The organism is Xanthobacter versatilis (assembly GCF_043193975.1).
Taxonomy (GTDB): Bacteria; Pseudomonadota; Alphaproteobacteria; order Rhizobiales; family Xanthobacteraceae; genus Xanthobacter; species Xanthobacter autotrophicus_E.
The window spans coordinates 433,241-459,478 of the sequence record NZ_JBAFVB010000001.1 but is presented as its reverse complement, the minus strand read 5'-3'; the positions used below and the strand labels follow the sequence as shown (position 1 = coordinate 459,478).

Sequence of the window (26,238 nt, the reverse complement as noted above, 5' to 3'; positions counted from 1 at the left end):
GATGGCTACGCTCGTGCAGAAGATGAACCGTTTCGGCGAGCGCGCTTGGGCGCTGAGGGCGACGGTGCTTCTGCACCTCCAACATCGCCATCGGATCGCGGCGAGTCTGAATTGCCTGTCCGATCTGCGCCCCGGCTGACATCCATCTCCGGTCCCGACGGACTTCCCTCTCTTTGTGGCTCAGCGCATGCTTCTTCGTCAGCTTCGTTCTCATTCTGATCACCTCCAAGGGCGTCAAGCAGGCAGTGCAGCGGCTCGACCGCCGCCTCATCTGCTTCATTGTAGGCATCGTGCCCTATGGCTCCCACGAGACGATATAACGCTTGGGTGGGAACGTCGACTACGTCAAAGAGTTCCTTAGCTTCCTCGTCATCAATGATAAAATCATGAGAGGGATAATGGCTTACCAAGTGGTCAACGGTAGAAGGCCTTGCATTTCCTGAAGCTTGAACAAGTCGCAGCCCATAATGGAGGGCGACTTCCAAATCTCTCCGGTCTTTCCCAACGATAAATGGATTTATCTGCCCAAATACGGGGGACATCAAAGCAGACGTTAGATTTACGCTCAGTTCAGCTGCAACCTTAAAGCTTACCAGGCCACCGCTTCTACGTAGCATTCGCAGCATAAAATGCTCAAATAAATCGAATGACTGTTCCTCTAGACCCTCAAATGCAGACCTCGTTACCAATCCAGACTTGCGCGCACCTATTTCATTTTGTTCTAACAATTGAACATCTAGCGGACCAAGTTCTGAAAACTGGTCCATGATCAACTTGTGTGCACCTAACGCAATCAATGTTCCCGCGCTTTTGCAGTAGCTCGGCGTATAAAGAATAAAATTCTTGTAAGTTTTGTGTAAAACTCTTGCAATTTGGTATGCGTTATTTGCAGACCCTCCATTTGTCACGAGTATTAATAGAATATTTCTCCGATCTGTTCCGTGCAATGCAATGGATTCGACGAGTTTTCCATATCCTTGATCCGAAATTTCTCCAGAATATATATACACATCGGCGTCATATTCTTCGCTAACCAACTTTCCGTATTCGGCGATTTTTTGAGTGGTGCCGTCGATCATTGCGTCATGCCTCCCTACGTATGGTTGCGCAGGGATTTGGATGTTGTCTAGTGCAACGTTCGTGGCACACGGGCCTCCTCCTCATGCGGGCAAAGACGCGGGCGAGGTCGGCCTGGGTGAAGCGCGCAGCCCGGCGGCTCATGATTGCTTCTCCGATCGGGAACCTTAGGAGCGGCGCTTAACAGTCGGCGAGTTGCTGTTCAGCTGCTGCGCGGTCAGCAGGAGCGCATCCAGTGCTGACCTTAAGTGCCCCGTCGCGGATGACCCAGACGGATCGCTTGCGGAGCCGCCCGGTCTTATCCCGTTCTTCGGGTTGGAGCCAGAGACGGGCGCCTTTGGCTGGACGCGGCATTTCTCCCTCATCTCCTCAATCGCGCGCAGGGTCGTGTAATCCTTGCCCGCGATCCTCTCGACGGCAAGCCGGCCTTTAGCCGCCTCCCGGCGCAGACCACTGGAACCCATGCTTCCGTCCGGGAAGGCGAGGGCGGCCGCGACGCTGAGCCGTAGTGGCATCGTGTCAGTGACTTCGTCCAGGCGTGGGATGCGCTTCGTCATGGTCGATCCTTAGGGATCACAGATGCTTCTTGAGCCTCACCCCCGGCCCCTCGCCGTTCTCAGCCACGAAGATCACGCCGGCAGCTTCGAGAGCCTTCTGGATCGCGAGGAGAGTGGACGCTTTCGGGTCGGCCGAACCACGCTCGATATTGTTGAGGGCGGTTGCGGAGATGCCCGCCGCCTTGGCCAAGTCGGCCTGGGTGAGCCCCAACATGGCGCGGGCTCCGCGGATTTGCTGCGGTGTAATCATGCTACTCGTATAGCGTCGGCTTGTTTTTTTCTCAAGTGCGCTTGACGATGATGCAAGTTGAGGTTAATCCAATCCTACTTGAGAAATTCTCAAGCGGAGACGATTATGCCCAACCTCTCCCACATCATGCGCCGCGCCTGGTCGCTCCTGGGCAACGGTGTCCAGTTTGGACGCCTCACCGGGTCGGCCGGCGCACTCACCTTCACCAGCACCGACACTACGCTCGCCGAGCGGGCGGGCACCACCTTCGCATCATGGGAGGACTTCCCCGCCGTGCTCGCCAAGGTGCGGGCCGCCGACGAAGCCCTTCGCCTTTCCCGCATCGCCTGATCCCGCCCGGCGGCGGGTCCGCCCCCTCCAACCTCTTCCAACATCACCGGAGAACACCAATGCCGAAGCCCACCACGGCGGCAAACGCCGCCCCTATGCCCATCACCACCCGCCGGGCCTTCCTCAAAGCCGGCGGAGCGCTGGGCACCGTTGCTGCCCTGGCGGTGCCTGTGGCCGTCCTGCCGAAGGCGGAGGCCGCGGAGCATCCCGACGCCGAGTTGCTACGCCTGGGCGCTGAGTTCGAGCGCAATCTGGTCCTGCTGAAAGCGGAGATGGAGCGCAACGCGCCGGTCCGTGAGCGTTACGCCCGCGCTGTGGAGCGGTGGAGAGGCGACCTCAATCGCGAGCCGTTCGACAACTTCGTGAAGCGGAGGGTCGTCGTCGAACATGATGATGCAATCGACCGGGAAGACGCCTTCTTCAACGCGATGGACGCTGTCACCAGCGTGATCCGCTCCACACCGGCCCGGACCCTCGATGGCCTCGCGGTAAAAGTGCGCGCGACTGCCTACGATTGCCACTTCAGCCTGAGTTTCGACCTGCCGCCCGATCAGATCGGCTGGCAGGAAGGCTGCTTCCTTCAGCTTGTCCGAGAGGTGGAGCGCATGGCGAAGGAGGCCGCCAATGTCTGAGCACAGCCCCTCCCGCCGCGCCATACTGAAAGGCGCCACCGCCGCCGCGCTCCTCACGATGCCGGTTGACGCCCTGGCCTCGGAGGCCGATCCGTTGCGCGCGCTCGTCGCGGCCTATCGTGATGAGTGCGCCCGCCTGAACGCTATCCCCGGCGACATCCCGGACGATACTCCCATGCCGGTTTGGAACGCGCTCAACGAAGGCCGCATCCCGGTTGCCACCAGCAAAGAAGGGGCGATTGCAGCCCTGAAACTGGCAGTGGAAATGTGCGAGGACTTCTCGGGCGTGGACGCCGTCCCGAACCTCATGCAGGCCGCCCTCGGCTTCCTTGAGGGAGGCATATCATGACGCGCCGAACCTCTGCCGGCCGGCCCGGCCCCGCACCCCATCCTACGTTTTAATAAGCTTATCAGTGCCTCTCATCACTTTGCCATATGTGGCGCGACTGCCTCCGTCCTTGTCAAGTATCAGAGATACATCAGCATTGTTAACGGCATCCAATGTTATGAAAATACCTCTAATTTCACATATGACCTGCAATCTTGCGACTGCTCCTAACAACTCATCGAGTGCCTGACGATTAGCCTGCATTTCCTTTTCTTTAATTGCGCGATTGATTTCATCATTATTTGAATCAAACATAATCGCTGCTCCTTCCAAAAGGTATACCCTATTCATCGCAAGTCGCAGCGAAGGATCGAGCAGCCTGCACCGCCCTGTTTTGGGCGGCTCCAAGCGTTCGCCCCTCCCCCTTCACTGTCCCCAAGACCTTATGCGTTTTTCGACTGAACACATGGCCCTCTACCTGATATTTTGGCCTGCTCGAAACAAGGGTCACGGTAACTCCAAAAAATTGGTCGAGGTCGACTGTCATTTTGCCTCTCCTACCAATCTCATATGATGCGTTCCCTCTCAATCCGGGTCAGAAGTGTGCGGTGATACCTCTTGACCAATCTATTAGCTAACATCGACTCAAGCCCGGCGTTCCAAAAAATGTAGCCCCGAAAGCGAAACGGTATGGCTAGGAAATGAAAACACCCCAAGCCATCGAGGCGCTAAGCGACGCGATGTTGGCTGGATCTTCTCACAAGGCCTTGAGACCGGCGAAGGCCAAGGCGGCCTGAAGGTGCGAAGTGCCTAGGTTGGGCGGCGACCATCGCCGTCCCGTCTCTTCCCGCGTAATCCCGGCAAATCCCGCTTGTGTCCACGTGGACCACCACGAGCTAACGCACATGCTGGCGCGAACGTGCCTAGAAATGGCACCGTGGTGACCGGGTGGTGACCGAAACCGGTGATAGGCCTCTCACGCCGAGAGGCTTCACCAATTTCCGCTATGTCATCAAGGAGATATTTGGTGGGCGCACTAGGGCTCGAACCTAGGACCCGCTGATTAAGAGTCAGCTGCTCTACCAACTGAGCTATGCGCCCGTTCCGAAGGTGTGCCCCTCGGAAGGAGGCGTCCGTGTAGCAAATGCGTTCGGGGCTGGCAAGAGTGGGAGGGGTGGTTTTTCCACAGGCACGTCGTTACCCCGTTGCGGAACTCCGCCCCTCCCCGCTTCGCCGCTATTCCTTGAAGGCCTCCTCGCGGGTCTTGCGCACAGAGGGCAACAGCACCACCACCAGCGCCGCCGCCGCCAACAGGATGGCTGAGATGGGGCGCGTCACGAACACCATGGGATCGCCCCGCGAGATCAGCATGGCGCGGCGCAGGTATTCCTCCAGCATGGGGCCGATGACGAAGCCGAGCAGCAGCGGCGCCGGCTCGCAGTCGAGCTTCACCAGCGCGTAGCCCAGCACCCCGAACAGGGCCATGGAATAGACATCGAACGTATTGTTGTTCACGCTGTACACGCCGATGCAGCAGAACGCGATGATGGCCGGGAACATCACGTGGTAGGGCACGGTCAAGAGCCGCACCCACAGGCCGATCAGCGGCAGGTTCAGCAGCACCAGCATGAAATTGCCGATCCACATGGAGGCGATGACGCCCCAGAACAGGTCCGGCTTCTCGGTGACCACGTTCGGCCCCGGCGTGATGCCCTGGATGATCAGCGCGCCGATCATCAGCGCCATCACGGGGTTGGAGGGGATGCCCAGCGTCAGCATGGGGATGAAGGAGGTCTGCGCGCCGGCATTGTTGGCGCTCTCCGGCCCCGCCACACCCTCGATGGCGCCGCGGCCGAACTCGCGCGGGGTCTTCGAGATCTTCTTCTCGATGGAATAGGACGCGAAGGAGGACAGCATGGCCCCGCCGCCGGGCAGGATGCCGAGGAAGGAGCCCAGCGCCGTGCCGCGCAGCACCGGGCCGATGATGCGCTTGAACTCGTCCTTGGTGAGCATCAGGCTCTTCACCTTGGCCGCCACCAGCGAGCGCTGGTGTTCGTCCTCCAGGTTGCGGATGATCTCGCTGATACCGAACATGCCCATGGCCAGCGCCACAAAGTCGAAGCCGTCGGAGAGTTCCGGCAGGTCGAAGGTGAAGCGCGGGGCGCCGGTGTAGATGTCCTGCCCCGACAGGCCCAGCAGCAGGCCCAGCACGATCATGGCGATGGCCTTCACCACCGAGCCAGACGCCAGCGTCACCGAGGCGATGAGGCCCAGCACCATCAGCGAGAAATATTCCGCCGGGCCGAACTGGAGCGCCAGCTCCGCCAGCGGCGGGGCGAACACCGCCAGCAGAAAGGTCGCCACCGTGCCGGCGAAGAAGGAGCCTAGCGCCGCCGTAGCCAGCGCCGCCCCGGCGCGGCCCTTCTTGGCCATCTGGTGGCCGTCGATGGCGGTCACGACGGAAGAGGATTCGCCCGGCAGGTTGATGAGGATGGCGGTGGTGGAGCCGCCATATTGCGCGCCGTAATAGATGCCCGACAGCATGATCAGCGCCGACACCGGCGGCAGGCCGAAGGTGATGGGCAGCAGCATGGCGATGGTGGCGATGGGCCCAAGCCCCGGCAGCACGCCGATGAGGGTGCCCAGCAGCACGCCCACGAAACAGTAGAGGACATTCTGCAGGGACAGGGCGACCGAGAAGCCGAGGGCGAGGTTGTCCAGGAGTTCCATGGCCGCCCCCTCAATATCCGCCGAGCCACGGGCCGAGCAGCGGCAGCGGCAGGCCCAGGCCCTTGATGAAGACCGCCCAGGCGAACACCACCATCGCCGCGGTGATGGCGAGGGCGGTGGCGGGGTGGAACAGGCGGCTCGCCAGCGCCGAGAGGAACACCGAAACCGCAAGCGCCGGCAGGAAGCCGAGCGGGCGCACCGCGACGCCGAAAAAGACGACAGCGAAGGTGATGATGGCGAGCCCCCGCCAGGCGATGCCGCTCGGCTTCTCGCCGGGAAAGCGCAGGCCGTTGACGAGCACGATCAGCCCCAGCAATCCCAGCAGGATGGCGAGCACCAGCGGGAAATAGCCCGGCCCCATGCGCACCGCCGTGCCCATGGGCAGGTCCTGCGTCTGCCAGGCGAACAGCAGCGCGAGGACAATGAACAGAAGGCCCGAAAGGACATCCTTGGGATTGCGGATGATGTGCATGTGCCCCTCGGCTGCAGTGAGGAAGGTGCGGATGCGGCCGGGCAAGCGGGATCCGGGACGCCGCCGCCCGGAGGATGCTCCCCCGGGCGGCACGTTCGGCGGCCCGTTCGGCCGTCTGTTCTTGTTGGGTTTTTCGTGTTTGCGCCGGCTTCAACGCGGTGCGCCGGACACCGTCCGGCGGACCGACCGATCAGTCGGCGTAGACGCCGGCGGACTGGATGATGGGCTTCCACTTGGCGATTTCGGCCACCACGAAGTCCTTGTGGAAGGCCGGGCTGCGGCGGTCCTTGGACTCCGGCTCGGTGCCGAGGTCGGCGAAGCGGGCGATCACCTTGGGATCATCCAGCGCGGTGTTGAGGGCGGCGTTCAGCTTCTCCACGATGTCCTTCGGCGTGCCCTTGGGCACATAGACGCCGTGCCACACCGCCACCTCGAAGTCCTTCAGCCCGCTTTCCTGCATGGTGAAGACGTCGGGCAGGGACTTCACCCGCTCCTTGGTGGTGACGCCATAGACCTTCACTTTACCGCCCTTGATCTGGCCGGTGGTGTTGGTGGTCTGGTCGCACATGAGGTCGATCTGGCCGCCGACGAGGTCGTTCATGGCCGGGCCCGTACCCTGATAGGGCACGGTGGTCATCTGCGCGCCGACGGAGGACATCAGCAGCATGCCGCACAGGTGCGAGGCCGAGCCGACGCCGGCATTGCCGTAGGTGACCTTGTCCTTGTTCGCCTTCACGAATTCCACCACTTCGCCCATGGTCTTGGGGGCGAAGCCATTCTTGGCGATGAGGGTCATGGGCACTGCGGTGACGAGGCCCACCGCCTCGAAATCCGTGGCGGGATTATAGGGCAGCTTGCGATAGAGGCTGGCGGCGGTGGCGTGGCCGATATGGTGGAGCAGCAGCGTGTATCCATCCGGCGCCGCCTTCGCCACCTGGCCGGCACCACGGGTGCCGCCGGCGCCGCCCACATTCTCCACGATCACCTGCTGGCCCAGCGACTTCGACATGGATTCGGCCACCAGGCGCGCCACCGTGTCGGTGGGTCCGCCGGCGGCGAAGGGCACTACCATGGTGATGGGGCGGCTGGGATAGGCCTGGGCGCTGGCGACGGTGGCAGTACCGGTCGAAAGTCCGAGCGCGGCCGCAAAGACCAGCGCCGCTGACAGGATACGCATGGGGTTTCCTCCTCCAGGGTGTTTCTGACGAACGCCCTTCCCCCTTTTGAAGTTCGCGTAACGGCACCCGTCAAGTGCGAAATGGAGGTAACTTTCCCCCGAGGATGCCGCAGCGGCACTCCAGCTGGACCGACAGCCCCCGCATTGCCCCCGAAGAGCGCCGCACAATTTGAACCAATCCATTGGGGTTGGCCGGTATTCTGGAAAACCAATGTGGCATCGCAATACGCAGTGCCGCCCGAAAGGCGTGATGCGAATTTCACAACGCCTTTGCCCGGCCGCCCTCGGCCAACGCGGGATGGAGCCGCCCGCGCCACACCGCCGCCCAAAGACATCCGCCCAAAGAAAAAGGCCGCCCAACGGGGCGGCCTTTCGCATCGGGACCGGCGCGAGGGGATCAGCCCACGGCGCTCTGCGGGTTCATGGTCTGACGCTTCATGTGCAGCTTGTTGAGCGCGGTGATGTAGGCCTGCGCCGAGGCGACCAGCGTGTCCGGGTCCGCCGCGCGGGCGGTCACGGCCTTGCCGTTCTCTTCCAGCCGTACCGAGACCTCGGCCTGGGCGTCGGTGCCCTCGGTCACGGCATGGACCTGGTAGAGGTCGAGCTTCACCTGGTGGGGCACCAGCGCCTTGATGGCGTTGAAGGTGGCGTCCACCGGGCCGTTGCCCTCGGCTTCCTCGGTCTTCACCTGGCCGTCCACCTCCAGCCGCATGGTGGCGCGCTGCGGCCCGCGGGTGCCGGCGATGACCGACAGGGAGATGAGCTTGATGCGGTCGTAGGCGGCGGCGATGCCCTGGTCCACCAGCGCCTCGATGTCCTCGTCGTAGACCACCTTCTTGCGGTCGGCGAGGTCCTTGAAGCGGGTGAAGGCGTCGTTCAGGGCGTTCTCGCCCAGCTCGTAGCCCATGGTCTTGAGCTTGTCGCGGAAGGCGGCGCGGCCCGAATGCTTGCCCATGACCAGCGAGGTCTTGGAGACGCCGACGCTCTCCGGCGTCATGATCTCATAGGTCTGAGTGTGCTTGAGCATGCCGTCCTGGTGGATGCCGCTCTCATGGGCGAAGGCGTTCCGGCCCACGATGGCCTTGTTATACTGCACCGGGAACGAGGTCACCGCCGATACCAGCTTGGAGGCGCGGGTGAGCATCTTGGTGTTGATGCCGGAGCGATAGGGCAGCACGTCCGAGCGGGTCTCGATGGCCATCACCACTTCTTCGAGCGCCGCATTGCCCGCGCGCTCGCCGATGCCGTTGACGGTGCACTCGATCTGCCGGGCGCCGCCGGCGAGGCCCGCCAGCGAGTTCGCCACCGCCATGCCGAGGTCGTCATGGCAATGCACCGAAAAAATGGCCTTGTCCGAGTTCGGCACGCGCTCGATCACGGTGCGGAACAGGGCCTCATACTCGGCCGGGGTGGTGTAGCCCACGGTGTCGGGGATGTTGATGGTGGTGGCGCCGGCCTTGATGGCGGCTTCCACGCAGCGGCACAGGAAGTCGATCTCGGTGCGGGTGCCGTCCTCGGACGACCACTCCACGTCCTCCACATGGTTGCGGGCGCGGGTGACGGACGCCACCACCATCTCCAGCACCTCGTGGGGCTGCTTCTGGAGCTTGTACTTCATGTGCACCGGAGAGGTGGACAGGAAGGTGTGGATGCGGCCGCGGCGGGCGTGCTTCACCGCCTCGGCGCAGCGGTCGATGTCGTTCAGCGCAGCGCGGGAGAGGCCGGCGATGGTGGCGTTCTTGGTGCGGCGGGCGATCTCCGCCACGCTCTCGAAATCGCCGATGGAGGCGATTGGGAAGCCGGCCTCGATCACGTCCACGCCCATCTCGTCGAGGAGCGCGGCCACTTCCAGCTTCTCCTCGAAGGTCATGGAGGCGCCGGGGCACTGCTCGCCGTCGCGCAGGGTGGTGTCGAAGATGACCACGCGGTCGCGGTCGGATACGGGCTTCCCGGAGACGGGGGCAGAGGAAGTGTCGGTCATCGGAACGGTCCTTCTGGCGGTCCGGCGGAGCCCGTCATCGGTCGGGCGCGGTTTTGCCGGATCATAAGCCGAAACGGGCGCCGGGTCTTCAACCCGGCGGCGGCGTGTCCCCTGAGTGCCCAGGCAAAGCCCGGCCGGCCCTCAGGGGCGGCTAAGGAGAAGAAGCGCGCGCAGAATCAGAGCGTTGCCCGGAACCGTGATGGTCCGGGGGGCAGAAGCGGCAGTCTTGGTCGCACGGGACGACACGGGGCGCTCTACTCTTCGCTCGATAGGATCGGGAGGAAGCTCATACCGGAGGGATCGGGCCGGCGCAAGGGGGTGACGACAGTCGGGTGACGTCAGCCGGGTGGCGATCTACCCGCGCTGCGCCCAGCGCGCCCGCATGTAGTCCACCGCGAACGGGGCCATGTGCTCGGTGATGTCGGCCTCCGAATGCACCACCGCCACGTCGGATAGTTCCGGCTGGTGCTCACGCGCCAGGAACGCGCGGATGCGCGCGGCCAGCACATCCGCGGGGGCATCGAAGACGAGACGGCCCAGCAGCGCGACGCGCGGGCCGTCGAACAGGCCGGTGAAGCCGTCGTCGCGGGCGATGTCGGAGGGCTTGAGGCCGGTCTCCTCCTCAAGCTCGCGGAGCATGGAGGCGTGGAGGTCCACCCGCCCGTCGGCGGTGACGTCGGAGGGGTCGGGCGTGCCGCCGGGAAAATAGGTGCGCCCGGCCGAAGCCGTGGTCGGCCCCATCACCCCCAGGATGAAGCCGCCGTCCGCGCCCTCGATGGCCGCCAGCGCAAAGGCGTTGACCATGCCGAGGTCGCGCCAGCCGTTATCGCGCCAGAAGGTGAAGGCGGCGAAATCCGTGTGCCGGAAGCCGCCGGAGAGCACCCCGTCGGCAAAGGCATAGTCGCGCAGCAGCAGGATGGGGCCGTTCCACAGGTGTGGATTGTCCGCAGCCCTTTTGGCGAAATGGGCGTCCACCTCGGCGCGCTGGACCTCCAGCTCCGGCCAGCCGCCCGGCTCGGCGCGCAGCTCAAGGCGATGGACCGGCGCGATGCGCCGGTCCACGTTCCATTTGAAACCCCAGCCGGCGTCGGTGGTCACGCCGCCGCGTCCGCAAGGGTAGGATAGTCGGTATAGCCCTTGGCGCCGCCGCCGTAGAAGGTGTCGCGGTCGGGCTCGTTCAGCGGCGCATTGCGGCGCAGGCGCTCCACCAGGTCCGGATTGGCGATGAACGGCTTGCCGAAGGCGACGAGGTCCGCCTTGCCGGCGCCGATCGCGCTCTGGGCCAGCTCCAGGTCATAGCCGTTGTTGACGATCCAGGGGCCGGTGAAGCGCTGGCGCAGCGCATCGAAGGAGAAGTCCGGCGCCACGTCGCGCGGGCCGCCGGTGGCACCTTCCACCACATGGACGAAGAGCAGGTGGCGCTTTTCCAGCTCCTCGGCCACATGGTTGAAGAGGGCCTGCGGGTTGCTGTCGCTGATGCCGTTGGCCGGGGATACCGGCGACAGGCGCAGGCCGGTGCGGTTGGCGCCGATCTCGGCGACGATGGTGTCCACCACCTCCAGCAGGAAGCGCGCGCGGTTCTCGATGGAGCCGCCGTAGTCGTCGGTGCGCTTGTTCGAGCCATCCTTCAGGAACTGGTCGATCAGGTAGCCGTTGGCGCCGTGGATCTCCACGCCGTCGAAGCCGGCCTTGATGGCGTTGGCGGCGGCGCGGCGATAATCCTCAAGGATGCCGGGGATTTCGGAGCGCTCCAGCGCGCGGGGCTCGGAGGTGTCGGCGAAGGCGTTGTTCACGAAGGTCTTGGTCGCGGCCGTGATGGCGGAAGGCGCCACTGGCGCGCCGCCGTTCGGCTGCAGCGAGGTGTGGGAGACCCGGCCCACGTGCCAGAGCTGGATGACGATGTGCCCGCCGCGGGCATGCACGGCGTCGGTCACGGCCTTCCAGCCCTCGACCTGGGCGTCGGTGTAGATGCCGGGGGTGTCCTGATAGCCCTGGCCCTGCTGGGAGATCTGCGAGGCCTCGGTGATGAGCAGGCCCGCGTCGGCGCGCTGGGCGTAATATTCAGGAGCCAGCGGGCTCGGCACGAAGCCGGCACCGGCGCGGTTACGGGTCAGCGGCGCCATGACGATGCGGTTGGGCAGGGTCATGTCGCCAAGGCGGAAGCTGTCGAACAGGGTGGGCGCGCTCATGATGATACCCTCCGGAAGGGCAAGTGGGAGTGTTGCGATGCAGCACACATAGGAGCGATCGCGTCCCAGCCAAGGTCAGACTGCTCGCTATTTCCCACGCCTTCCGTGAGTTCTGTCAAATCCACATATTGATAAGGCTCAGATGTGGAGCACCCCTTCGGTGATCACCACGGCGGAGCCACCGATGGTGGCGTCGAGCACCTGCCCACCCTTCACGGTGAAGCCGAGGTCCACCCGGCTGGGGCGGCCCATCTCGAAGCCTTGGTCGATGCGCACCTTGTGGTGGCCGTCCACCCGGTTCTCGGCATCGAGCAGGACGCAGGGGAAGGCGGCGGCAGCGGCACCGGTGGCGGGGTCCTCCTCGGTGCCGAGGCCGGGGGAGAACATGCGGGCGCGGAAATCGGCGTCGCCCTCCTCGTCCAGGGTGTAGAGGTAGAGCGCCTCGCCGAAGCCGCCCAGGGAATTGATGAAAGCCGCCTCGTCCGGCCGGGCGCGGGCCAGCGCGGTGAGGTTGGCCAGCGGCACGAACAGGAACGGCACGCCGGCCGAGGCCACCACCGGGCGATGGGCGTCGAAGCCGATGTCGCTCTCATCCAGATTCAGCGCCTCGGCGCAGGCGGCACGGGAGATGTCCACCTCCTCCAGCTCGCCCTTGCGCGGCGCGGTGAACACCGCCACCCCCTTGCGTGAGCCGGCGCCCTGAGTCGTCACCTCGCAGGTGACGGTGCCGATGGGCTCCTCGATCTTCAGGGTGCCCTTGACCAGCTTGTCTTCCAGCGCCAGCAGCACCGCCGCCCCCACCGTGGGATGGCCGGCGAACGGCATCTCGTGGGCCACGGAGAAGATGCGGATGCGCGCCCGGTTGGCGGGGTTCTTCGGCGGCAGCACGAACACCGTCTCGGAGACGTTGAATTCGCGGGAGATCTGCTGCATCGCCGCGTCGTCGAGCCCTTGGGCGTCGAGCACCACGGCGAGCGGATTGCCTCCGAACGGGCGGGAGGTGAACACATCCAGGGTCACGAAGCGGCGCGGCATGCGAACAGGTCTCTACAGGTCTCTGTGACCGCAGCATGCACGCGCACGGCGTCTTCCGGGTCACGGCAGCCACGGGGTGGCCGCCACATTTTTGCCTCAGATCACCGAGGCGGGAAAGAGCCGGGAGGGCCGCACGAACTCGTCCTGGGCTTCCACCAGCAGCAATTCCCGAGACTGTGCTTTTTCCGTCCGCTCCAGCACCCCGTAAATGGAGGATGCGGCGGCGGAAACCGCCTCGGCGGTCGATCCCGTGCGCTGGACGTGGAAGAAGAACAGGGCGGCGATGGCATCCCCCGCCCCGTTGAGCGAGACTGCGAGGCGCGGCGTGCGCACCAGGAAGCGCCCGTCCGGCCCCGAGGCGATCAGGTCGATGCAATCGGGCGGGGTCTCCGCCACGTTGAGGCTGGTGACGAGAATCACCTTCGGACCCCGGGCGTGGAGGGCGTCGCAAGCCGCGATCGCATCGTCGATATAGGCGCAGGCGCGGCCCGAGAGCAGCTCCAGCTCGAACTGGTTGGGGGTGATCACGTCCGCCGCCGGCACCGCGAGATCGCGCATCAGTTCGGGGATGCCGGGGCGCACGAAGATGCCGCGCCCAACGTCGCCGATCACCGGGTCGCAGCAATAGGCGGCATTGCGGTTGGCCGCCTTCACCCGCGCCACCGCGTCGAGGATGGCGGCGCCGATGTCCGCCGAGCCCATGTAGCCGGAGAGCACGCCGTCGCAGCGCGGCAGCACCCCGCGCTCGGTGATGCCCTCCACCAGCTCGCCGATGACCGCCGCCTCGAACACCTGCCCGCGCCACGCCCCGTAGCCGGTGTGATTGGAGAACTGCACGGTGTTGATGGCCCACACCTCCACCCCGAGCCGCTGGAGCGGAAATACGGCGGAGGCATTGCCCACATGGCCGTAGGCGACATGGGACTGAATGGAGAGGAGGTTCATGGGCTCGGATCCCGCGATCGGGGTCGCTGCCTGATGGCCGGCGCCCGCAATCCGCCGGTTAGCCTGCCGCCGCGCCCTTCTCAAATGGAATCTGTTGATCGGCCCCCTGCTCGCGCTGATGTTTCCGCGCGCAACAGCTCGTGACCGGCCCGCACTGGCCAAGGGCCGCGCGGGCGCCTATGCGAAAGACCGATCCTTCGCACCTGTCGAGTTTGCCGTGTCCGTCCGATCCACTCTTTGCCTCGCGCTCCTGCTGCTGCCTGCCTCCTTTCCGGTACTCGCCGGACCAGCGGCGGGGCCGGCCTGCTATTCGCCCGCGGCGCTGGCCGCGAAGCCGGGGGAGGAGATCGTGCGCCCGCGTGCCGGCGGCCCGGTGACCCTGCCCGACATGGCGACGCCCACCCTGCCCCCGGTGCCGGCGGCGCTCCGCGGCTCGATCCGCCGGGTGGAGCTGCCGCCGGGCGAGAAGCTGGTCGCCCTCACCTTCGACCTGTGCGAGGCCTCGGCGGAGATTTCCGGCTATGACGGTGCTCTGGTGGATTACCTGCGCGCCGAGAATGTCGCCGCCACCTTCTTCGCCGGCGGCAAATGGCTGATGAGCCACACCGAGCGCGGCGACCAGCTCACCGCTGACCCCCAGTTCGAGATGGGCAACCACACCTGGTCCCACGCCAACCTCACCGTGCGCACGGGCGATGCCATGCGCCGGCAGGTGGACGACGCGGACGTGGCCCTCGCCCTGCGCCGCACCGAGGTGAAGGCCAAGGGCTGCATGCTCCCGAGCGCACCGGCGCAGGCGACCGGCGGGGCGGAGCTGTTCCGCTTCCCTTACGGCTCATGCAGCGCCGAATCGCTGAATTATGTGAACGACACCGGCCACCTCGCCATCCAGTGGGATGTGGATTCGGGCGATCCCGCCTTCATCGGCGCCAAGGGCATGGCCGACGACATGCTGCGCTCCATCCGCCCCGGCTCCATCGTGCTCATGCACGCCAACGGGCGCGGCAAGCATACCGCCGAGGCTCTGAGGATCCTGATCCCGGCGCTGCGGGCCAAGGGCTACCGTTTCGCCACCGTGAGCCAGCTCCTGGCGGCGGGCCGTCCGGTGATCGCCGACACCTGCTATTCCCTGAAGCCCGGCGACACCCGCGTCTATGACGACGCCGCCCGCACCGGCAAGCGCATCCTGCCGGTGCAGTAGGGCCCCCGCCCCCATTGCGCGCACGCTGCCGCCTGCGCATGGTGGGCGCCCTTTGCGCCATGCCTCGAGTAACCCCATGACCCTCCTTCTCGCCCGCGACCTTGCCGCCGACCTCCACGCCGGGCGCACCACGCCCCGCGCCGTGCTGGAACAGGTGGCGCGGGCCATCGGCGCCCGCGAGAGCGAGGTGCAGGCCTTCGCCGCCCTCGACCTCGACCGGGCGCGCGCGGCGGCGGATCAGGCCGGGCTCACGGCGCGCGCCCTCGCCGGCCTGCCGGTGGGGGTGAAGGACATCATCGACACGCGGGACCTGCCCACCGCCTACGGCAGCGCGCTCTATGCCGGCCACCGGCCGCGCAACGACGCCCCGGTGGTGGCCATGACGCGCCGGGCCGGCGGCCTCGTGGTCGGCAAGACCGTGACCACGGAATTTGCCTTCCTGAAGCCATCGCAGACCCGCAACCCGCGCCGGCTCACCCATTCGCCGGGCGGCTCCTCGGCGGGCTCGGCGGCGGCGGTGGCGGCGGGCATGCTGCCCCTGGCGATCGGCACCCAGACCGCCGGCTCGGTCATCCGCCCCGCCGCCTTCTGCGGGGTCACCGGCTACAAGCCCACCTTCCGCCTGTTGCCGACGCTGGGGATGAAGACATTCTCCTGGCACCTCGACACCATGGGCCTGTTCGCCGCCCGGGTGCGGGACGCCGCCTTTGCCGCCGCCGCCATCACCGGCCGCGACCTCGACATCGGCGAGGAGACCGCAGAGCGACCGCGCATCGGCATCGTGCGCACCGCGCGCGCCGGTAGTGCCTCCGCCGAGGCCCATGCCGCGCTGGACGCCGCCGCCCGCGCCGCCGAGGCCAGGGGCGCGCGCGTCTTCGACCTCGACCTGCCCGAAGAGCTGGAGGCCGCCGACGCCGCCCAGCCCATTATCCAGGATTTCGAGGCCGCCCTCGCCTTCGCCGACGAGCTGGCCTACGACCGCGCCGGCCTCTCGCCGCTGCTCGCCGCCCATCTCGATGCCGCCACCCAGATCGCGCCCGACACCTACGATCAGGCGCGGCGCACCGCCAAGCGCGCACGGCAGAAGCTGGGCGATGTGTTCGGCGAGGTGGACGCGCTCCTCACCTTCTCCGCCCCCGGGCCGGCACCGGAGGGCTTTGCCACCACCGGCTCGGCCATGTTCTGCCGGCTGTGGACGCTGCTGGGCTGTCCGGCCATCAACATTGCCGGCCTTGAGACGGCGGACGGACTGCCCGTGGGCGTGCAGCTGGTGGGCCGGTTCGGCCGCGATCGGCAGGCATTGGCGGTGGCGAATCTGCTGGAAAGCGCCACCTCCCGCTGAAATACAATATTTCACAAACTTTTCTCGACACCGCCGCTTGCGCCGCAGCGTCGAGAAAAAGGCAGAACCGGGGCACACTTGGCTTCCGACAGTCATGCGTCGCAACACAATACCGGCCGCGGTGCAGCACATCTTACCTCTTCACGCATTTTGAGAATTTGTTAAGGTTCTTTGCGAGATCGACTTCGCGAGGAAAAACGGTGACCTTCGGCCATCTGCTCACCGTGATCGAGACCTGTGCCGCCTTCGCATTCGTTGGCGCCGTGCTCCTCGGCATGGTTTGAGCCGCTGGCCACACCACTCGCCGGATCGAAGAACACAACAAAGCGTGGTCCGGTCGATCCGCGGCGCCGGGGAGCCCACACCTCCCCGGCGTCTCCGCGTCGGCCGCAAGGCCCCGGATTGGCGTTTGTCACAATCGACGATCCCGTGACATTTCCCTGACGCCCCCGCGCGGCGGCCCCTGAAACCATCCCGAAAACACATCGGCGGCGGCTGGCCCACCGGTCGTCACACGGGTGTTGCGCTCACCCCTTATCAGGGTTCGGACGCGCAACGGAGCGACCCGATGCTGGTGATCGAGGGCCTCACCCGCCGCTTCGGCGACAAGGAGGCCGTGTCCAACGTCGATCTTCAGATCGGCGCGGGTGCCTTTGTCGGCGTCATCGGACGCTCCGGCGCCGGCAAGTCGACGCTGCTGCGCATGATCAACCGCCTGCAGGACCCCTCCTCCGGCCGCATCCTCCATGACGGCCGTGACGTGACCGCCCTGAAGGGCCGCGCCCTGCGCGCGTGGCGGGCCGAGGCGGCCATGATCTTCCAGCAGTTCAACCTGGTGGGCCGGCTCGACGTGCTCACCAACGTGCTCATGGGGCGGCTCGCCACCGCGCCGGCCTGGCGCGCCCTCACCAAGAGCTGGAGCGCCGAGGACCGGGCCATCGCCCTGTCCGCCCTCGACCAGTTCGACATCGCCCCGCTGGCCGCGCAGCGCGCCGACAGCCTCTCCGGCGGCCAGCAGCAGCGGGTGGCCATCGCCCGCGCGCTGGCGCAGGAGCCGGCGCTGATCCTCGCGGACGAGCCCATCGCCTCCCTGGACCCGCGCAACACCCGCATCGTGATGGACGCGCTTTTGCGCATCAACAAGCACTTCGGCATCACCGTGCTGTGCAACCTGCACTCCCTCGACCTGGCGCGCACCTATTGCGATCGCCTCGTGGGCATGGCGCAGGGCCGCGTGGTGTTCGACGGCGCGCCGGCCGCCCTCACCGAGCAGGTGGCCCACGACCTCTATGGCCTCGAAGCCGGGGAGGTGATGGACCTGCCCGTGGCCAAGCCCGCCTTCGGCGGCGCCATTCCGCAATCCGCGGCGCTGGCCTGAACGCCTGCCGCCCCGCGCCGGCCTCCCCGGAGGCCGGTCGCACCGGTTTGTTCCAAATCCGTGCGCTTGAAATCAAGACCTGCCGACAGGAGCCTGAAATGCTGAACCGTCGTACCCTGATCGCGGCCTGTGCCGCGCTCGCTGTCTCTGCCGGTGCCGCCGCCGCGCAGGACTGGAAGGCCAAGTATCCCGAGCTGGTGTTCGCCATCATCCCGGCCGAGAACGCCTCCGGCGTCACCGAGCGCTTCGCGCCGCTCATGGACTATCTCTCCAAGCAGCTCGGCACCAAGGTGATCCTGCGCATCGCCAATGACTATGCGGCGGTGATCGAGGGCCAGCGCGCCGGCAACATCCACATCGCCTCCTACGGCCCCTCCTCGTTCGCCCGCGCGCTCATGACCGGCGCCAAGATCGAGGCCTTCGCCATCGAGGTGAATGCGGACGGCACCAAGGGCTATCACTCGGTGCTCTATGTGAAGGCCGACAGCCCCTACAAGTCCATCGAAGACCTGAAGGGCAAGAACCTGTGCCTGGTGGATCCCAATTCCACCTCCGGCAACAACGTGCCGCGTTTCTCCCTCAACAAGATGGGCATCACCCCCGACCAGTTCTTCGGCAAGGTGGTCTATGCCGGCTCGCACGAGAATGCGGTGATCGCCGTGCAGCAGGGCACCTGCGACGCCGCCTTCAACTGGTGGAACGATGAGCAGGAATCCAACCTCCGGCGCATGGAGCGCAAGGGGATGGCGAAGTACGACGACTACCGGATCATCTTCAAGTCCGACCAGATCGTGAACTCGCCCTATGCCTATCTCGCCGACATGCCGGCCGAGCTGAAGGCGAAGATCCGCGACGCCTTCTTCTCCATCCAGCAGAACGACAAGGCCGCCTTCGACAAGATCTATGAAGGCAAGCAGCAGCCCTGGCAGCCGGTGGACAATGAATCCTACGTCTCCATCATCGAATTGAACAAGTTCGTGGACGAGCTGCGCAAGAAGAAGAGCTGATCCCTACCAGTTGAAATCGATACGCCGGCCTTTCGCCCCTCAAGGGCGCGGGGCCGGCGTGCGGCCATCGAAACTTCGACAAAACGCGACAAGGCACCCCCTTGGCCCACGCCGTCACCCGCCTGCCCGACGCCCAGCTCGCGCCTATGCTCGCCGCCTACGAGGCGGCGGTTCGGGAACGGCGGCGGCACAGCTTCATCGCCGCCGCAGTGGTGCTGGTGTGCATCGCCCTCGCCGCCTGGATGGGCGAGGTGAAGCCGGGCGTGCTGTTCGCCAATGCCGGCCGGCTCACCAGCTATTTCGCCTCCATCGTGCCGACCCTGCGCTGGGACACCCTCGGGACGGACCTCGCCGAGTGGTATTGGAACCTCGACCACTGGCTGAAGCTGCTGCTGGACACCATACTGATCGCCTATCTCGGCACCCTGATCGGCGCCATCGGCGCCTTCTTCCTGTGCTTCCTCGCCTGCGCCAACCTGGTGCGCAGCCCCTTCGTCCGCCTCGCGGCGCGGCGCTATCTGGAATTCTGCCGCACCGTGCCGGAGCTGGTGTTCGCGCTTTTGTTCGTGGTGGCGTTCGGGCTCGGGCCCATGCCGGGCGTGCTGGCGCTTGCCATCCACACCATGGGCGCGCTGGGCAAGCTGTTCGCCGAGGTGGTGGAGAATATCGATATGAAGCCGGTGGAAGGCGCGATCGCCGCCGGCGCCTCCTGGCCCAAGATGGTGCGCTTCGCCGTGGTGCCGCAGGTGACCTCCAACTTTGCCTCCTACGGGCTGCTGCGCTTTGAAATCAATGTGCGCGAGGCCTCCATCATGGGCTTCGTGGGGGCCGGCGGCATCGGGCAGGACCTGGTGGAGGCGATCCGCAAATTCTATTACTCGGATGTCTCCGCCATCCTGCTCCTCATCATCGCCGCGGTGATGATCATCGACCTTGTCACCGAGCAGATCCGCCACCGGCTCCTGGGCGTGGGAGGCCACCGATGAGCCGCGCTCGCATCACCCTCGACGCGGAGGCGCGGGCACGCCTCGCCACAGCTTATCCAGAGGCGCTCGCGCCCTCGCCGGCGCAGCGGCTGCGCGTCCTCGCCGTCGCCGCCGTGCTGGCGGGGATCGCCGTGTTCGGCTTCTGGCGGCTGGATTTCAACCTGGACCGCATCGGATCGGGCCTCGCCCAGCTCGGCCATTTCCTCACGCTGATGGTGCCGCCGGACCCCGGCACCCAGCTGCCGCTCTACATTCACGCCCTGGGCGAGACGCTGGCCATCGCCTTCCTCGGCACGCTGCTGGGGGCGGTGGTGGCGTTCCCATTCGGCTTCCTTGCGGCGAAGAACGTGATCCCCAACATCTTCGCCCATTTCGCCGTGCGCCGCCTGCTCGACACCGTGCGCGGGGTGGACCGGCTGATCTGGGCGCTGATCTTCGTCACCGTGGTGGGCCTCGGCCCGTTCGCCGGCATCCTCGCCATTGCCACCGCAAGCTTCGCCGAGCTGGGAAAACTGTTCTCCGAGGCCGTGGAGGCGCTGGATCACAAGCCGGTGGAAGGCATCGTCTCCACCGGCGGGTCGGATGTGGAGGCGGTGCGCTTCGGCATGCTGCCGCAGGTGCTCCCCGTGCTGGCGAGCCAGTTGCTCTATTACTTCGAATCCAACGCCCGCCAGTCCACCATCGTCGGCATCGTGGGCGCGGGCGGGCTCGGCCTGCACCTTGCCGAGCAGATCCGCGTGCTGGAATGGCAGAAGGTGTCGTTCCTCATCCTGATGATGCTGGTGATGGTGGCGGTGATCGACTTCATCTCCTCGCGTCTGCGCTTCTCCATCATCGGCAAGACCCGGCTGGAGCCGTGAGGCGCGCTCAATACAGAATGCCGCGATAGCGCTCCACCATCGCCTCCTGGCTTTCCGCCTCGCCGACCACGGACGATCCGGACGTGTCGCCGTTCTTGCCGGCGATCTGGTCGCGCAGCATCTCGCCCATGGTGGGCAGCACCGAGCGCGCCACCTGCGCCTCGACGTCCCACAGGCGCGAGCGCATGAAGGCCTTCGCGCAGTGGAGATAGGCCTCCTCCACCTCCACCTTCAGCACCGTGCGCGGCGCCTTGCCGCCCACAGCGAAACGCGCCGTCAGCTCGGCATCGTCATGAATGGTGGCGCGCCCGTTGACGCGCAGGGTTTCGTCCACGCCGGGAATGAGGAAAAGCAGCCCCACCCGCCCGGTGGCAAGGATATTGGTGAGGGAATCCAGCCGGTTGTTTCCGGGACGATCGGGGATGACGAGGTCGTGGGCGCGCGCCGCGACGAAGCCCGGCAGGTCGCCGCGCGGGGAGACATCGGTGGCGCCCTGTGCGTCCGCGGTGGCGATCAGCACGAAGGGGCTCAGCGCGATAAAATCCAGGCAATGGCGATCCAGCCGGTCGAGCTGCTTGGCGACACTGCGCCCCGCCGGTTGGCCATAAAGGCGACGCAGCGCGTCTTCGTCTCGAATCTCGGCCATGGGGTCGTCCTTATGCTGTCCTGAAGAGCTTGCCGCGCACCGCCACCGGCGCGGATGCGCTCACGCCTTGAACACCAGTTGCACCCGGTCCGCAGCGAAGGAGGAACGGCCCCATTGCAGAGGCACGCCGTTCGGCTCCACGTCGAGCCGCTCCAGAACCAGCACCGCGCGACCGGGGGCGAGCGACAGCAGCTCGATTTCGCGCCCATTGGCGGGGCGCGCGGTGATGCGGGTCTCGCGGCGGCGATAATCCTCGATGCCGAGGGTGGCGAGCGCCCGCGTCAGCGAGCCGGTGGCGGCATAGACGAGGTCGAGGTCGCGTAAGCGCGCGTGGGGAAACCACGCGGTGCCGAACGAGATGGGCACCCCGTCCGCCTCGTGGATGCTCTCGATGCGTAGCACCGGCGTGCCCTCGGGCACGGCCAGTTCCCGCGCCACGTCCGGGCAGGCATCTTCCACCTTCGAGCCGAGGAAGCGGCCAAACGGCTCGCGCCCGCCCGCCGAGACGATCTCCGAGAAGCGGGTGCGCGCGCCGATGGGATAGCGCAGGGGCGGCTCCTTCACGAAGGTGCCGCGCCCGGCCGTGGCCTCGATGAGCCCCTGCTCGGCCAGATGCGCCAGCGCCCGGCGCAGGGTGTGGCGGTTGACCCCGAAGGTCTCGGACAGCTCCGCCTCCACCGGCAGGCGCGCGCCGGGCTTCAGGACGCCGGAATGGATCTCCTCCTCCAACCGCTGGGCGATCTGCCGCCACAGGGTGACGCCCGATCCGCGGGCCACGCCCTCGTGCCCGGACGCACCGCCGTCCGCCTTTGTTTGCGTCGCCTCCGTCATCGGGTTGTGACCCTTGGTTGAGAGACTGCGCGACGTCCCCGACATTTCCGCCTCCCTGACGGCCTCGCCGTCTTGTCTATTTGTCTAGACTATTATACAAATAGAGTCCAGCGGAGCCTCGGCTCCCGTATCCTTCCGCGCGCCTGCCCCGGCGGGCACCTGCACTCGAGGCGATCATGGGGCCCGACGCACCTGTTTCCGGACCAAAGACGCCCCCGTCCTTCCCCGAGGCGACGGACGACAACGGCGAGCGGCAGGCCATGATGGCGCTCTACGCCCGCGCCACCCGCGCCGAGCTGGAGGCGGCGGTGGAACGCTTTTCGCCGCTCCCTCAAGTCAGGAAGCTGCGGCCGCCCGAGGCCGGTCTGGTGATGGTGCAGGGCCGCACCGGCGGCGACGGCGCACCTTTCAACATGGGGGAAGCCACCGTCACCCGCGCCGCCGTGCAGCTGGAGGGCGGCGCCACCGGCGTCTCCTACATGCTGGGCCGCGCGCCCGAGAAGGCGAAGGTCGCGGCCATCCTCGATGCCCTGTGGCAGGACCCGGCGCTGAAACTCGCGGTCAACGATGCGCTTGCCCCCATCCGCCGCCGCCTCGCGGCCGAGGAGGCAACGGCCGCCGCCGAGGCGGAGGCGACCAAGGTCAACTTCTTCACCATGACACGGGGCGAAGACTGATGGCTGCTCCCGCCCTTGCCCTCACTGCCGGCTTCGCCGATCCGGTACACGACGCCCAGCGCACCTTCGCCGCGCTCATGCGCGCCATGTCCGAGCCGGGCCGCCCGATTCCACTGGTGAGCGATCTCGCCCCCCCCACCCCGCTCTCGCCGGAGATGGCGGCGGCGGCTCTGGCGCTGCTGGATTACGAGACGCCGGTCTATCTCGACGCCACGCTGGCGGCGACGCCGGACGTGGCCGCCTTCCTGCGCTTCCACACTGGCGCGCCGCTGGTTGAGGACCCCGCCGCCGCCCGCTTCGCCCTGATGGGCGATGGCGCGGCGCTGCCGGATTTCACCCGCTTCGCCCAAGGCGAGCCGGATTATCCCGACCGCTCGGCGACGCTGATCGTGCAGGTCGCGCGCCTGGGTGAAGAGGGTGCGGGGGAAGCGGGAGCGGGCGAAAACGCGCTGGTGCTGGAAGGCCCCGGCATCAAGGGCCGGCGCATCTTTTCCGCCGCGCCCTTGCCTGCGGATTTTGCCCGGCGCCTGGCCGCAAACCGGGCGCTCTACCCCCTCGGCATCGACCTCATCCTGTGCGCGCCCGGCCTCGTCGCCGGCCTGCCGCGCACCATCGCTCCCCACACACAGGATTGACCCCATGTATGTGGCCGTGAAGGGCGGCGAGGCCGCCATCCGCAATGCCCACGCGCTGCTCGCCCAGCGCCGGCGCGGCGATGCCTCCGTGCCCGAGATCGGGCTCGACCAGATCTCGGAGCAATTGTCCCTCGCCGTGGACCGGGTGATGGCCGAGGGCTCGCTCTATGATCGCGAATTGGCGGCGCTGGCCATCAAGCAGGCGCGGGGCGACCTGATCGAGGCGATCTTTCTCGCCCGTGCCTTCCGCACCACCCTGCCCCGCTTCGGCGCCAGCGTGCCGGTGGATACGGGCGCCATGCGGGTCCGCCGGCGCATCTCCGCCACCTTCAAGGACCTGCCCGGCGGCCAGGTGCTGGGCCCGACCTTCGACTACACCCACCGCCTGCTGGACGAGCGGCTGGCGACGCAGGCGGGTGATGAAGCTTCCACCCCCGAAGCGGTCCCCGCCGGAGAAGCCCCAGCCCCCACCCTGCCCTCCCCCGACCGAACTCGGCTGTTGCCGAGTTCGGCTCCAGAGACCGAGGCCGGATGTTTCCAACCTCGGAGCGGGAGAGGGTTCAGCAACGTGCAGGCCCCCATGCCCCGCGTCACCGACCTGCTCGGCGACGAAGGCCTCATCGAGCCCGCCCCGGCGGACGATGGCACGCCGCCGCGCGATCTCACCCGCGAGCCCTTGTCCTTTCCCGCCGACCGCCCGCTGCGGTTGCAGGCGCTGGCGCGGGGCGACGAGGGCTTCCTTCTGGCGCTCGGCTATTCCACCCAGCGCGGCTATGCGCGCACCCATCCCTTCGTGGGCGAGATCCGCTTCGGCGAGGTGGAGGTGAGCCTTTATGCCGAAGAGCTGGGCTTTGCCGTGCCGCTGGGCGAAATCAGCGTCACCGAGTGCCAGAGCGTGAACCAGTTCAAGGGCTCGGCCACCCAGCCGCCGCAGTTCACCCGCGGCTATGGCCTCGTGTTCGGCCAGTTGGAGCGCAAGGCCATGTCCATGGCGCTGGTGGACCGATCCCTGCGCTTCGCCGAGCTGGGCGAGGAGAAGAGCGCCCCGGCGCAGGACGAGGAATTCGTGCTCTCCCATTGCGACAACGTGCAGGCCACCGGCTTCGTGGAGCACCTGAAGCTGCCCCATTACGTGGACTTCCAGGCCGAACTGGACCTCATCCGCCGCATGCGCGCGGAGCAAGCGGATCAAGGTGAGAGGCAAGCACCGGAAACGGCCGAAGCCCCCCACAAGGAGGCCGCCGAATGACCGCCCTTGCCCGCACCGCCTCCGGCATACCCGCCATCACCTACAATTTCGCCTATCTGGACGAGCAGACGAAACGGATGATCCGCCGGGCCATCCTGAAGGCCATCGCCATCCCCGGCTATCAGGTGCCGTTCGCCTCGCGGGAGATGCCCATGCCCTATGGCTGGGGCACCGGCGGCGTGCAGGTGACCGCCGCCATCCTCGGCGCGAAAGATGTGCTCAAGGTGATCGACCAGGGCTCGGACGACACCACCAACGCAGTGGCCATCCGCACCTTCTTCGAGACCACGGCGGGGGTGGCCACCACCACGCGCACGCAGGACGCCACCATCATCCAGACCCGCCATCGCATTCCCGAGGCGCCGCTGAGGGAAGGCCAGGTCATCGTCTACCAGGTGCCCATCCCCGAGCCGCTGCGCTACCTGGAGCCGCGCGAGACCGAGACGCGGCGCCTGCACGCCCTTTCCGACTATGGCCTGATGCAGGTGAAGCTCTACGAGGACATCGCGAAGCACGGCCACATCGCCACCACCTACGCCTATCCGGTGAAGGTGGCGGGCCGCTATGTGATGGACCCCTCGCCCATCCCCAAGTTCGACAATCCGAAGATGGACGACAGCCCGGCGTTGCAGCTGTTCGGCGCGGGGCGCGAGAAGCGCATCTATGCCATTCCGCCCTATACCCGCGTGGTGTCGCTGGATTTCGAGGACCACCCGTTCGCGGTGCAGACCTTCGCCAAGCCCTGCGCCCTGTGCGGCGCCAAGGGGGTCTATCTCGACGAGGTGATCCTCGACGACAAGGGCGGCCGCATGTTCGTGTGCTCCGACACCGACCATTGCGCCACCCGGCAGGCCGAAGGCCACACCGGCTCCATGAGCGCGCCCTATGGGGAGGGCCAGCCATGAGCCAGGAGATGATCTCGCCGCCCGACGCGCCTCTCCTCGTCGCCGAGGGACTTGAGAAATATTACGGTCCCCGCCTCGGCTGCCGCGACGTGGACCTCACCCTGCACGCGGGCGAGGTACTTGCCATCGTGGGAGAATCCGGCTCCGGCAAGTCCACCCTGCTGGGCCTGCTCTCCACCGAGCTGCCCCCCAGCGCCGGCCGCGTGTCCTACCGCATGCGCGATGGGGAGATGCGCGACCTCGCGGCGCTGTCGGAGGCCGAGCGGCGCCTTTTGCTGCGCACCGACTGGGGCTTCGTGCGCCAACATGCGGAACAGGGCCTGCGCATGGCGGTCTCGGCCGGCGGCAATGTGGGCGAGCGGCTCATGGCCGTGGGCTGGCGCCACTACGGCAACATCCGGCAGGAGGCTGCCGACTGGCTCGCCCGCGTGGAGATCGCCACCGAGCGCATGGACGACGACCCGCGCACCTTCTCCGGCGGCATGCGCCAGCGGCTGCAGATCGCGCGCAACCTCGTCACCCGCCCGCGCCTCGTGTTCATGGACGAGCCCACGAGCGGCCTCGACGTGTCGGTGCAGGCGCGGCTTCTGGACCTCATCCGCCAGTTGGTGGAGGAATTCGGGCTCGCGGTGGTCATCGTCACCCATGACCTTTCGGTGGCGCGGCTCCTGTCCCACCGCATCATGGTGATGAAATCCGGCCGCGTGATCGAACAGGGCCTCACCGACCAGGTGCTCGACGACCCGCGCGAGCCCTACACCCAGCTCCTCGTCTCCTCGGTGCTCGCCGCATGATGACCGATCCGTCACGCACCCCGC

The 26,238-nt window shown here is 66.6% G+C and carries 28 protein-coding genes and 1 tRNA gene; 14 read left to right on the top strand and 15 right to left on the bottom strand.

The window, feature by feature from the left end:
* Positions 1 to 5: 5 nt before the first annotated feature.
* The 3 genes from V5F66_RS01980 to V5F66_RS01970 form a co-directional block, all read right to left on the bottom strand.
* Positions 6 to 1,079, bottom strand: coding sequence for an SDH family Clp fold serine proteinase (locus V5F66_RS01980; protein WP_394093108.1), 1,074 nt, complete (start codon positions 1,077 to 1,079; stop codon positions 6 to 8).
* 165 nt (positions 1,080 to 1,244) lie between these two features.
* A complete protein-coding gene (locus tag V5F66_RS01975; protein WP_394093107.1) occupies positions 1,245 to 1,634 on the bottom strand; it encodes an excisionase in 390 nt (129 codons plus the stop codon).
* Positions 1,635 to 1,650: 16 nt separating this feature from the next.
* Positions 1,651 to 1,884 (bottom strand): helix-turn-helix transcriptional regulator, encoded by a 234-nt coding sequence (locus V5F66_RS01970; protein WP_394093106.1) that lies wholly within the window; start codon positions 1,882 to 1,884, stop codon positions 1,651 to 1,653.
* Between the two features lie 105 nt (positions 1,885 to 1,989).
* Between V5F66_RS01970 and V5F66_RS01965 the strand changes: the two genes are divergently transcribed.
* The 3 genes from V5F66_RS01965 to V5F66_RS01955 are packed head-to-tail and all read left to right on the top strand — an operon-like array spanning position 1,990 to position 3,195.
* Positions 1,990 to 2,214, top strand: coding sequence for a hypothetical protein (locus V5F66_RS01965; protein WP_394093105.1), 225 nt, complete (start codon positions 1,990 to 1,992; stop codon positions 2,212 to 2,214).
* A 59-nt stretch (positions 2,215 to 2,273) separates the two neighbouring features.
* On the top strand, positions 2,274 to 2,846 hold the full coding sequence (locus V5F66_RS01960; RefSeq protein WP_394093104.1) for a twin-arginine translocation signal domain-containing protein: 573 nt from the start codon (positions 2,274 to 2,276) through the stop codon (positions 2,844 to 2,846).
* Positions 2,839 to 3,195 carry a hypothetical protein gene (locus tag V5F66_RS01955; protein WP_394093103.1) on the top strand — a complete coding sequence of 119 codons (357 nt, stop codon included), beginning with the start codon at positions 2,839 to 2,841 and terminating at the stop codon, positions 3,193 to 3,195. Before V5F66_RS01960 ends, V5F66_RS01955 begins: the two co-directional genes overlap by 8 nt.
* A gap of 42 nt (positions 3,196 to 3,237) precedes the next feature.
* Here the strand turns inward: V5F66_RS01955 and V5F66_RS01950 are convergent, their stop codons facing one another.
* The 10 genes from V5F66_RS01950 to pdxY all read right to left on the bottom strand — a co-directional run bounded on the left by V5F66_RS01950 (position 3,238) and on the right by pdxY (position 13,703).
* A complete protein-coding gene (locus V5F66_RS01950; RefSeq protein WP_394093102.1) occupies positions 3,238 to 3,489 on the bottom strand; it encodes a hypothetical protein in 252 nt (83 codons plus the stop codon).
* A gap of 710 nt (positions 3,490 to 4,199) precedes the next feature.
* Positions 4,200 to 4,275, bottom strand: a tRNA-Lys gene (locus V5F66_RS01945).
* Positions 4,276 to 4,410: 135 nt separating this feature from the next.
* Positions 4,411 to 5,904 (bottom strand): tripartite tricarboxylate transporter permease, encoded by a 1,494-nt coding sequence (locus V5F66_RS01940; protein WP_394093101.1) that lies wholly within the window; start codon positions 5,902 to 5,904, stop codon positions 4,411 to 4,413.
* Between the two features lie 10 nt (positions 5,905 to 5,914).
* Complete coding sequence (locus V5F66_RS01935; protein WP_394093100.1) at positions 5,915 to 6,421, bottom strand: tripartite tricarboxylate transporter TctB family protein; 507 nt, start codon at positions 6,419 to 6,421, stop codon at positions 5,915 to 5,917.
* 145 nt (positions 6,422 to 6,566) lie between these two features.
* Positions 6,567 to 7,553: a tripartite tricarboxylate transporter substrate-binding protein gene (locus tag V5F66_RS01930; RefSeq protein ID WP_394093099.1), complete on the bottom strand. Its 987-nt coding sequence runs from the start codon at positions 7,551 to 7,553 to the stop codon at positions 6,567 to 6,569.
* Between the two features lie 397 nt (positions 7,554 to 7,950).
* Entirely contained in the window at positions 7,951 to 9,534 is a 1,584-nt protein-coding gene (locus V5F66_RS01925) for a 2-isopropylmalate synthase (RefSeq protein ID WP_394000614.1), read from the bottom strand.
* Positions 9,535 to 9,888: 354 nt separating this feature from the next.
* The gene (locus tag V5F66_RS01920) at positions 9,889 to 10,632 is read right to left on the bottom strand and encodes an NUDIX hydrolase (RefSeq protein WP_394050147.1); all 744 of its coding nucleotides are present in this window, start codon (positions 10,630 to 10,632) and stop codon (positions 9,889 to 9,891) included.
* Positions 10,629 to 11,723: an alkene reductase gene (locus tag V5F66_RS01915; protein ID WP_394006545.1), complete on the bottom strand. Its 1,095-nt coding sequence runs from the start codon at positions 11,721 to 11,723 to the stop codon at positions 10,629 to 10,631. Before V5F66_RS01915 ends, V5F66_RS01920 begins: the two co-directional genes overlap by 4 nt.
* Before the next feature lie 138 nt (positions 11,724 to 11,861).
* The gene (locus V5F66_RS01910) at positions 11,862 to 12,758 is read right to left on the bottom strand and encodes a PhzF family phenazine biosynthesis protein (protein WP_394093098.1); all 897 of its coding nucleotides are present in this window, start codon (positions 12,756 to 12,758) and stop codon (positions 11,862 to 11,864) included.
* Between the two features lie 96 nt (positions 12,759 to 12,854).
* Positions 12,855 to 13,703 (bottom strand): pyridoxal kinase PdxY, encoded by an 849-nt coding sequence (gene pdxY / locus V5F66_RS01905; protein WP_012113345.1) that lies wholly within the window; start codon positions 13,701 to 13,703, stop codon positions 12,855 to 12,857.
* Positions 13,704 to 13,920: 217 nt separating this feature from the next.
* Here pdxY and V5F66_RS01900 point away from each other — a divergent pair, with 217 nt between their 5' ends.
* The 6 genes from V5F66_RS01900 (at position 13,921) to phnE (V5F66_RS01875) (ending at position 20,477) form a co-directional block, all read left to right on the top strand.
* Positions 13,921 to 14,904 (top strand): polysaccharide deacetylase family protein, encoded by a 984-nt coding sequence (locus V5F66_RS01900; protein ID WP_394093097.1) that lies wholly within the window; start codon positions 13,921 to 13,923, stop codon positions 14,902 to 14,904.
* A 76-nt stretch (positions 14,905 to 14,980) separates the two neighbouring features.
* Complete coding sequence (locus tag V5F66_RS01895) at positions 14,981 to 16,246, top strand: amidase (RefSeq protein WP_394093096.1); 1,266 nt, start codon at positions 14,981 to 14,983, stop codon at positions 16,244 to 16,246.
* 568 nt (positions 16,247 to 16,814) lie between these two features.
* Positions 16,815 to 17,624 (top strand): phosphonate ABC transporter ATP-binding protein, encoded by an 810-nt coding sequence (phnC, locus tag V5F66_RS01890; protein ID WP_012113342.1) that lies wholly within the window; start codon positions 16,815 to 16,817, stop codon positions 17,622 to 17,624.
* Positions 17,625 to 17,722: 98 nt separating this feature from the next.
* A complete protein-coding gene (phnD, locus tag V5F66_RS01885) occupies positions 17,723 to 18,631 on the top strand; it encodes a phosphonate ABC transporter substrate-binding protein (RefSeq protein WP_394093095.1) in 909 nt (302 codons plus the stop codon).
* A 101-nt stretch (positions 18,632 to 18,732) separates the two neighbouring features.
* Positions 18,733 to 19,617 (top strand): phosphonate ABC transporter, permease protein PhnE, encoded by an 885-nt coding sequence (gene phnE / locus V5F66_RS01880; protein ID WP_394006537.1) that lies wholly within the window; start codon positions 18,733 to 18,735, stop codon positions 19,615 to 19,617.
* Positions 19,614 to 20,477, top strand: coding sequence for a phosphonate ABC transporter, permease protein PhnE (gene phnE, locus V5F66_RS01875; protein ID WP_394093094.1), 864 nt, complete (start codon positions 19,614 to 19,616; stop codon positions 20,475 to 20,477). Before phnE (V5F66_RS01880) ends, phnE (V5F66_RS01875) begins: the two co-directional genes overlap by 4 nt.
* A gap of 7 nt (positions 20,478 to 20,484) precedes the next feature.
* On the opposite strand, the gene V5F66_RS01870 is transcribed toward phnE (V5F66_RS01875), so the two are convergent.
* Both V5F66_RS01870 and phnF read right to left on the bottom strand, forming a co-directional pair.
* The gene (locus V5F66_RS01870) at positions 20,485 to 21,123 is read right to left on the bottom strand and encodes a pyridoxamine 5'-phosphate oxidase family protein (protein ID WP_394093093.1); all 639 of its coding nucleotides are present in this window, start codon (positions 21,121 to 21,123) and stop codon (positions 20,485 to 20,487) included.
* Between the two features lie 60 nt (positions 21,124 to 21,183).
* Positions 21,184 to 21,999 (bottom strand): phosphonate metabolism transcriptional regulator PhnF, encoded by an 816-nt coding sequence (gene phnF / locus V5F66_RS01865; RefSeq protein ID WP_012113337.1) that lies wholly within the window; start codon positions 21,997 to 21,999, stop codon positions 21,184 to 21,186.
* Between the two features lie 131 nt (positions 22,000 to 22,130).
* Between phnF and phnG the strand changes: the two genes are divergently transcribed.
* From phnG to phnK, 5 genes are read left to right on the top strand one after another with little or no spacing between them, the layout of a single operon-like run.
* A complete protein-coding gene (gene phnG / locus V5F66_RS01860; RefSeq protein ID WP_394093092.1) occupies positions 22,131 to 22,631 on the top strand; it encodes a phosphonate C-P lyase system protein PhnG in 501 nt (166 codons plus the stop codon).
* The gene (phnH, locus tag V5F66_RS01855) at positions 22,631 to 23,266 is read left to right on the top strand and encodes a phosphonate C-P lyase system protein PhnH (RefSeq protein WP_394050160.1); all 636 of its coding nucleotides are present in this window, start codon (positions 22,631 to 22,633) and stop codon (positions 23,264 to 23,266) included. The genes phnG and phnH overlap by 1 nt, the downstream gene beginning before the upstream one ends.
* 4 nt (positions 23,267 to 23,270) lie before the next feature.
* Entirely contained in the window at positions 23,271 to 24,515 is a 1,245-nt protein-coding gene (locus V5F66_RS01850) for a carbon-phosphorus lyase complex subunit PhnI (protein ID WP_394093091.1), read from the top strand.
* Positions 24,512 to 25,420: an alpha-D-ribose 1-methylphosphonate 5-phosphate C-P-lyase PhnJ gene (locus V5F66_RS01845; RefSeq protein ID WP_394093090.1), complete on the top strand. Its 909-nt coding sequence runs from the start codon at positions 24,512 to 24,514 to the stop codon at positions 25,418 to 25,420. Before V5F66_RS01850 ends, V5F66_RS01845 begins: the two co-directional genes overlap by 4 nt.
* On the top strand, positions 25,417 to 26,214 hold the full coding sequence (gene phnK / locus V5F66_RS01840; RefSeq protein ID WP_394093089.1) for a phosphonate C-P lyase system protein PhnK: 798 nt from the start codon (positions 25,417 to 25,419) through the stop codon (positions 26,212 to 26,214). The genes V5F66_RS01845 and phnK overlap by 4 nt, the downstream gene beginning before the upstream one ends.
* Positions 26,215 to 26,238: the final 24 nt, after the last annotated feature.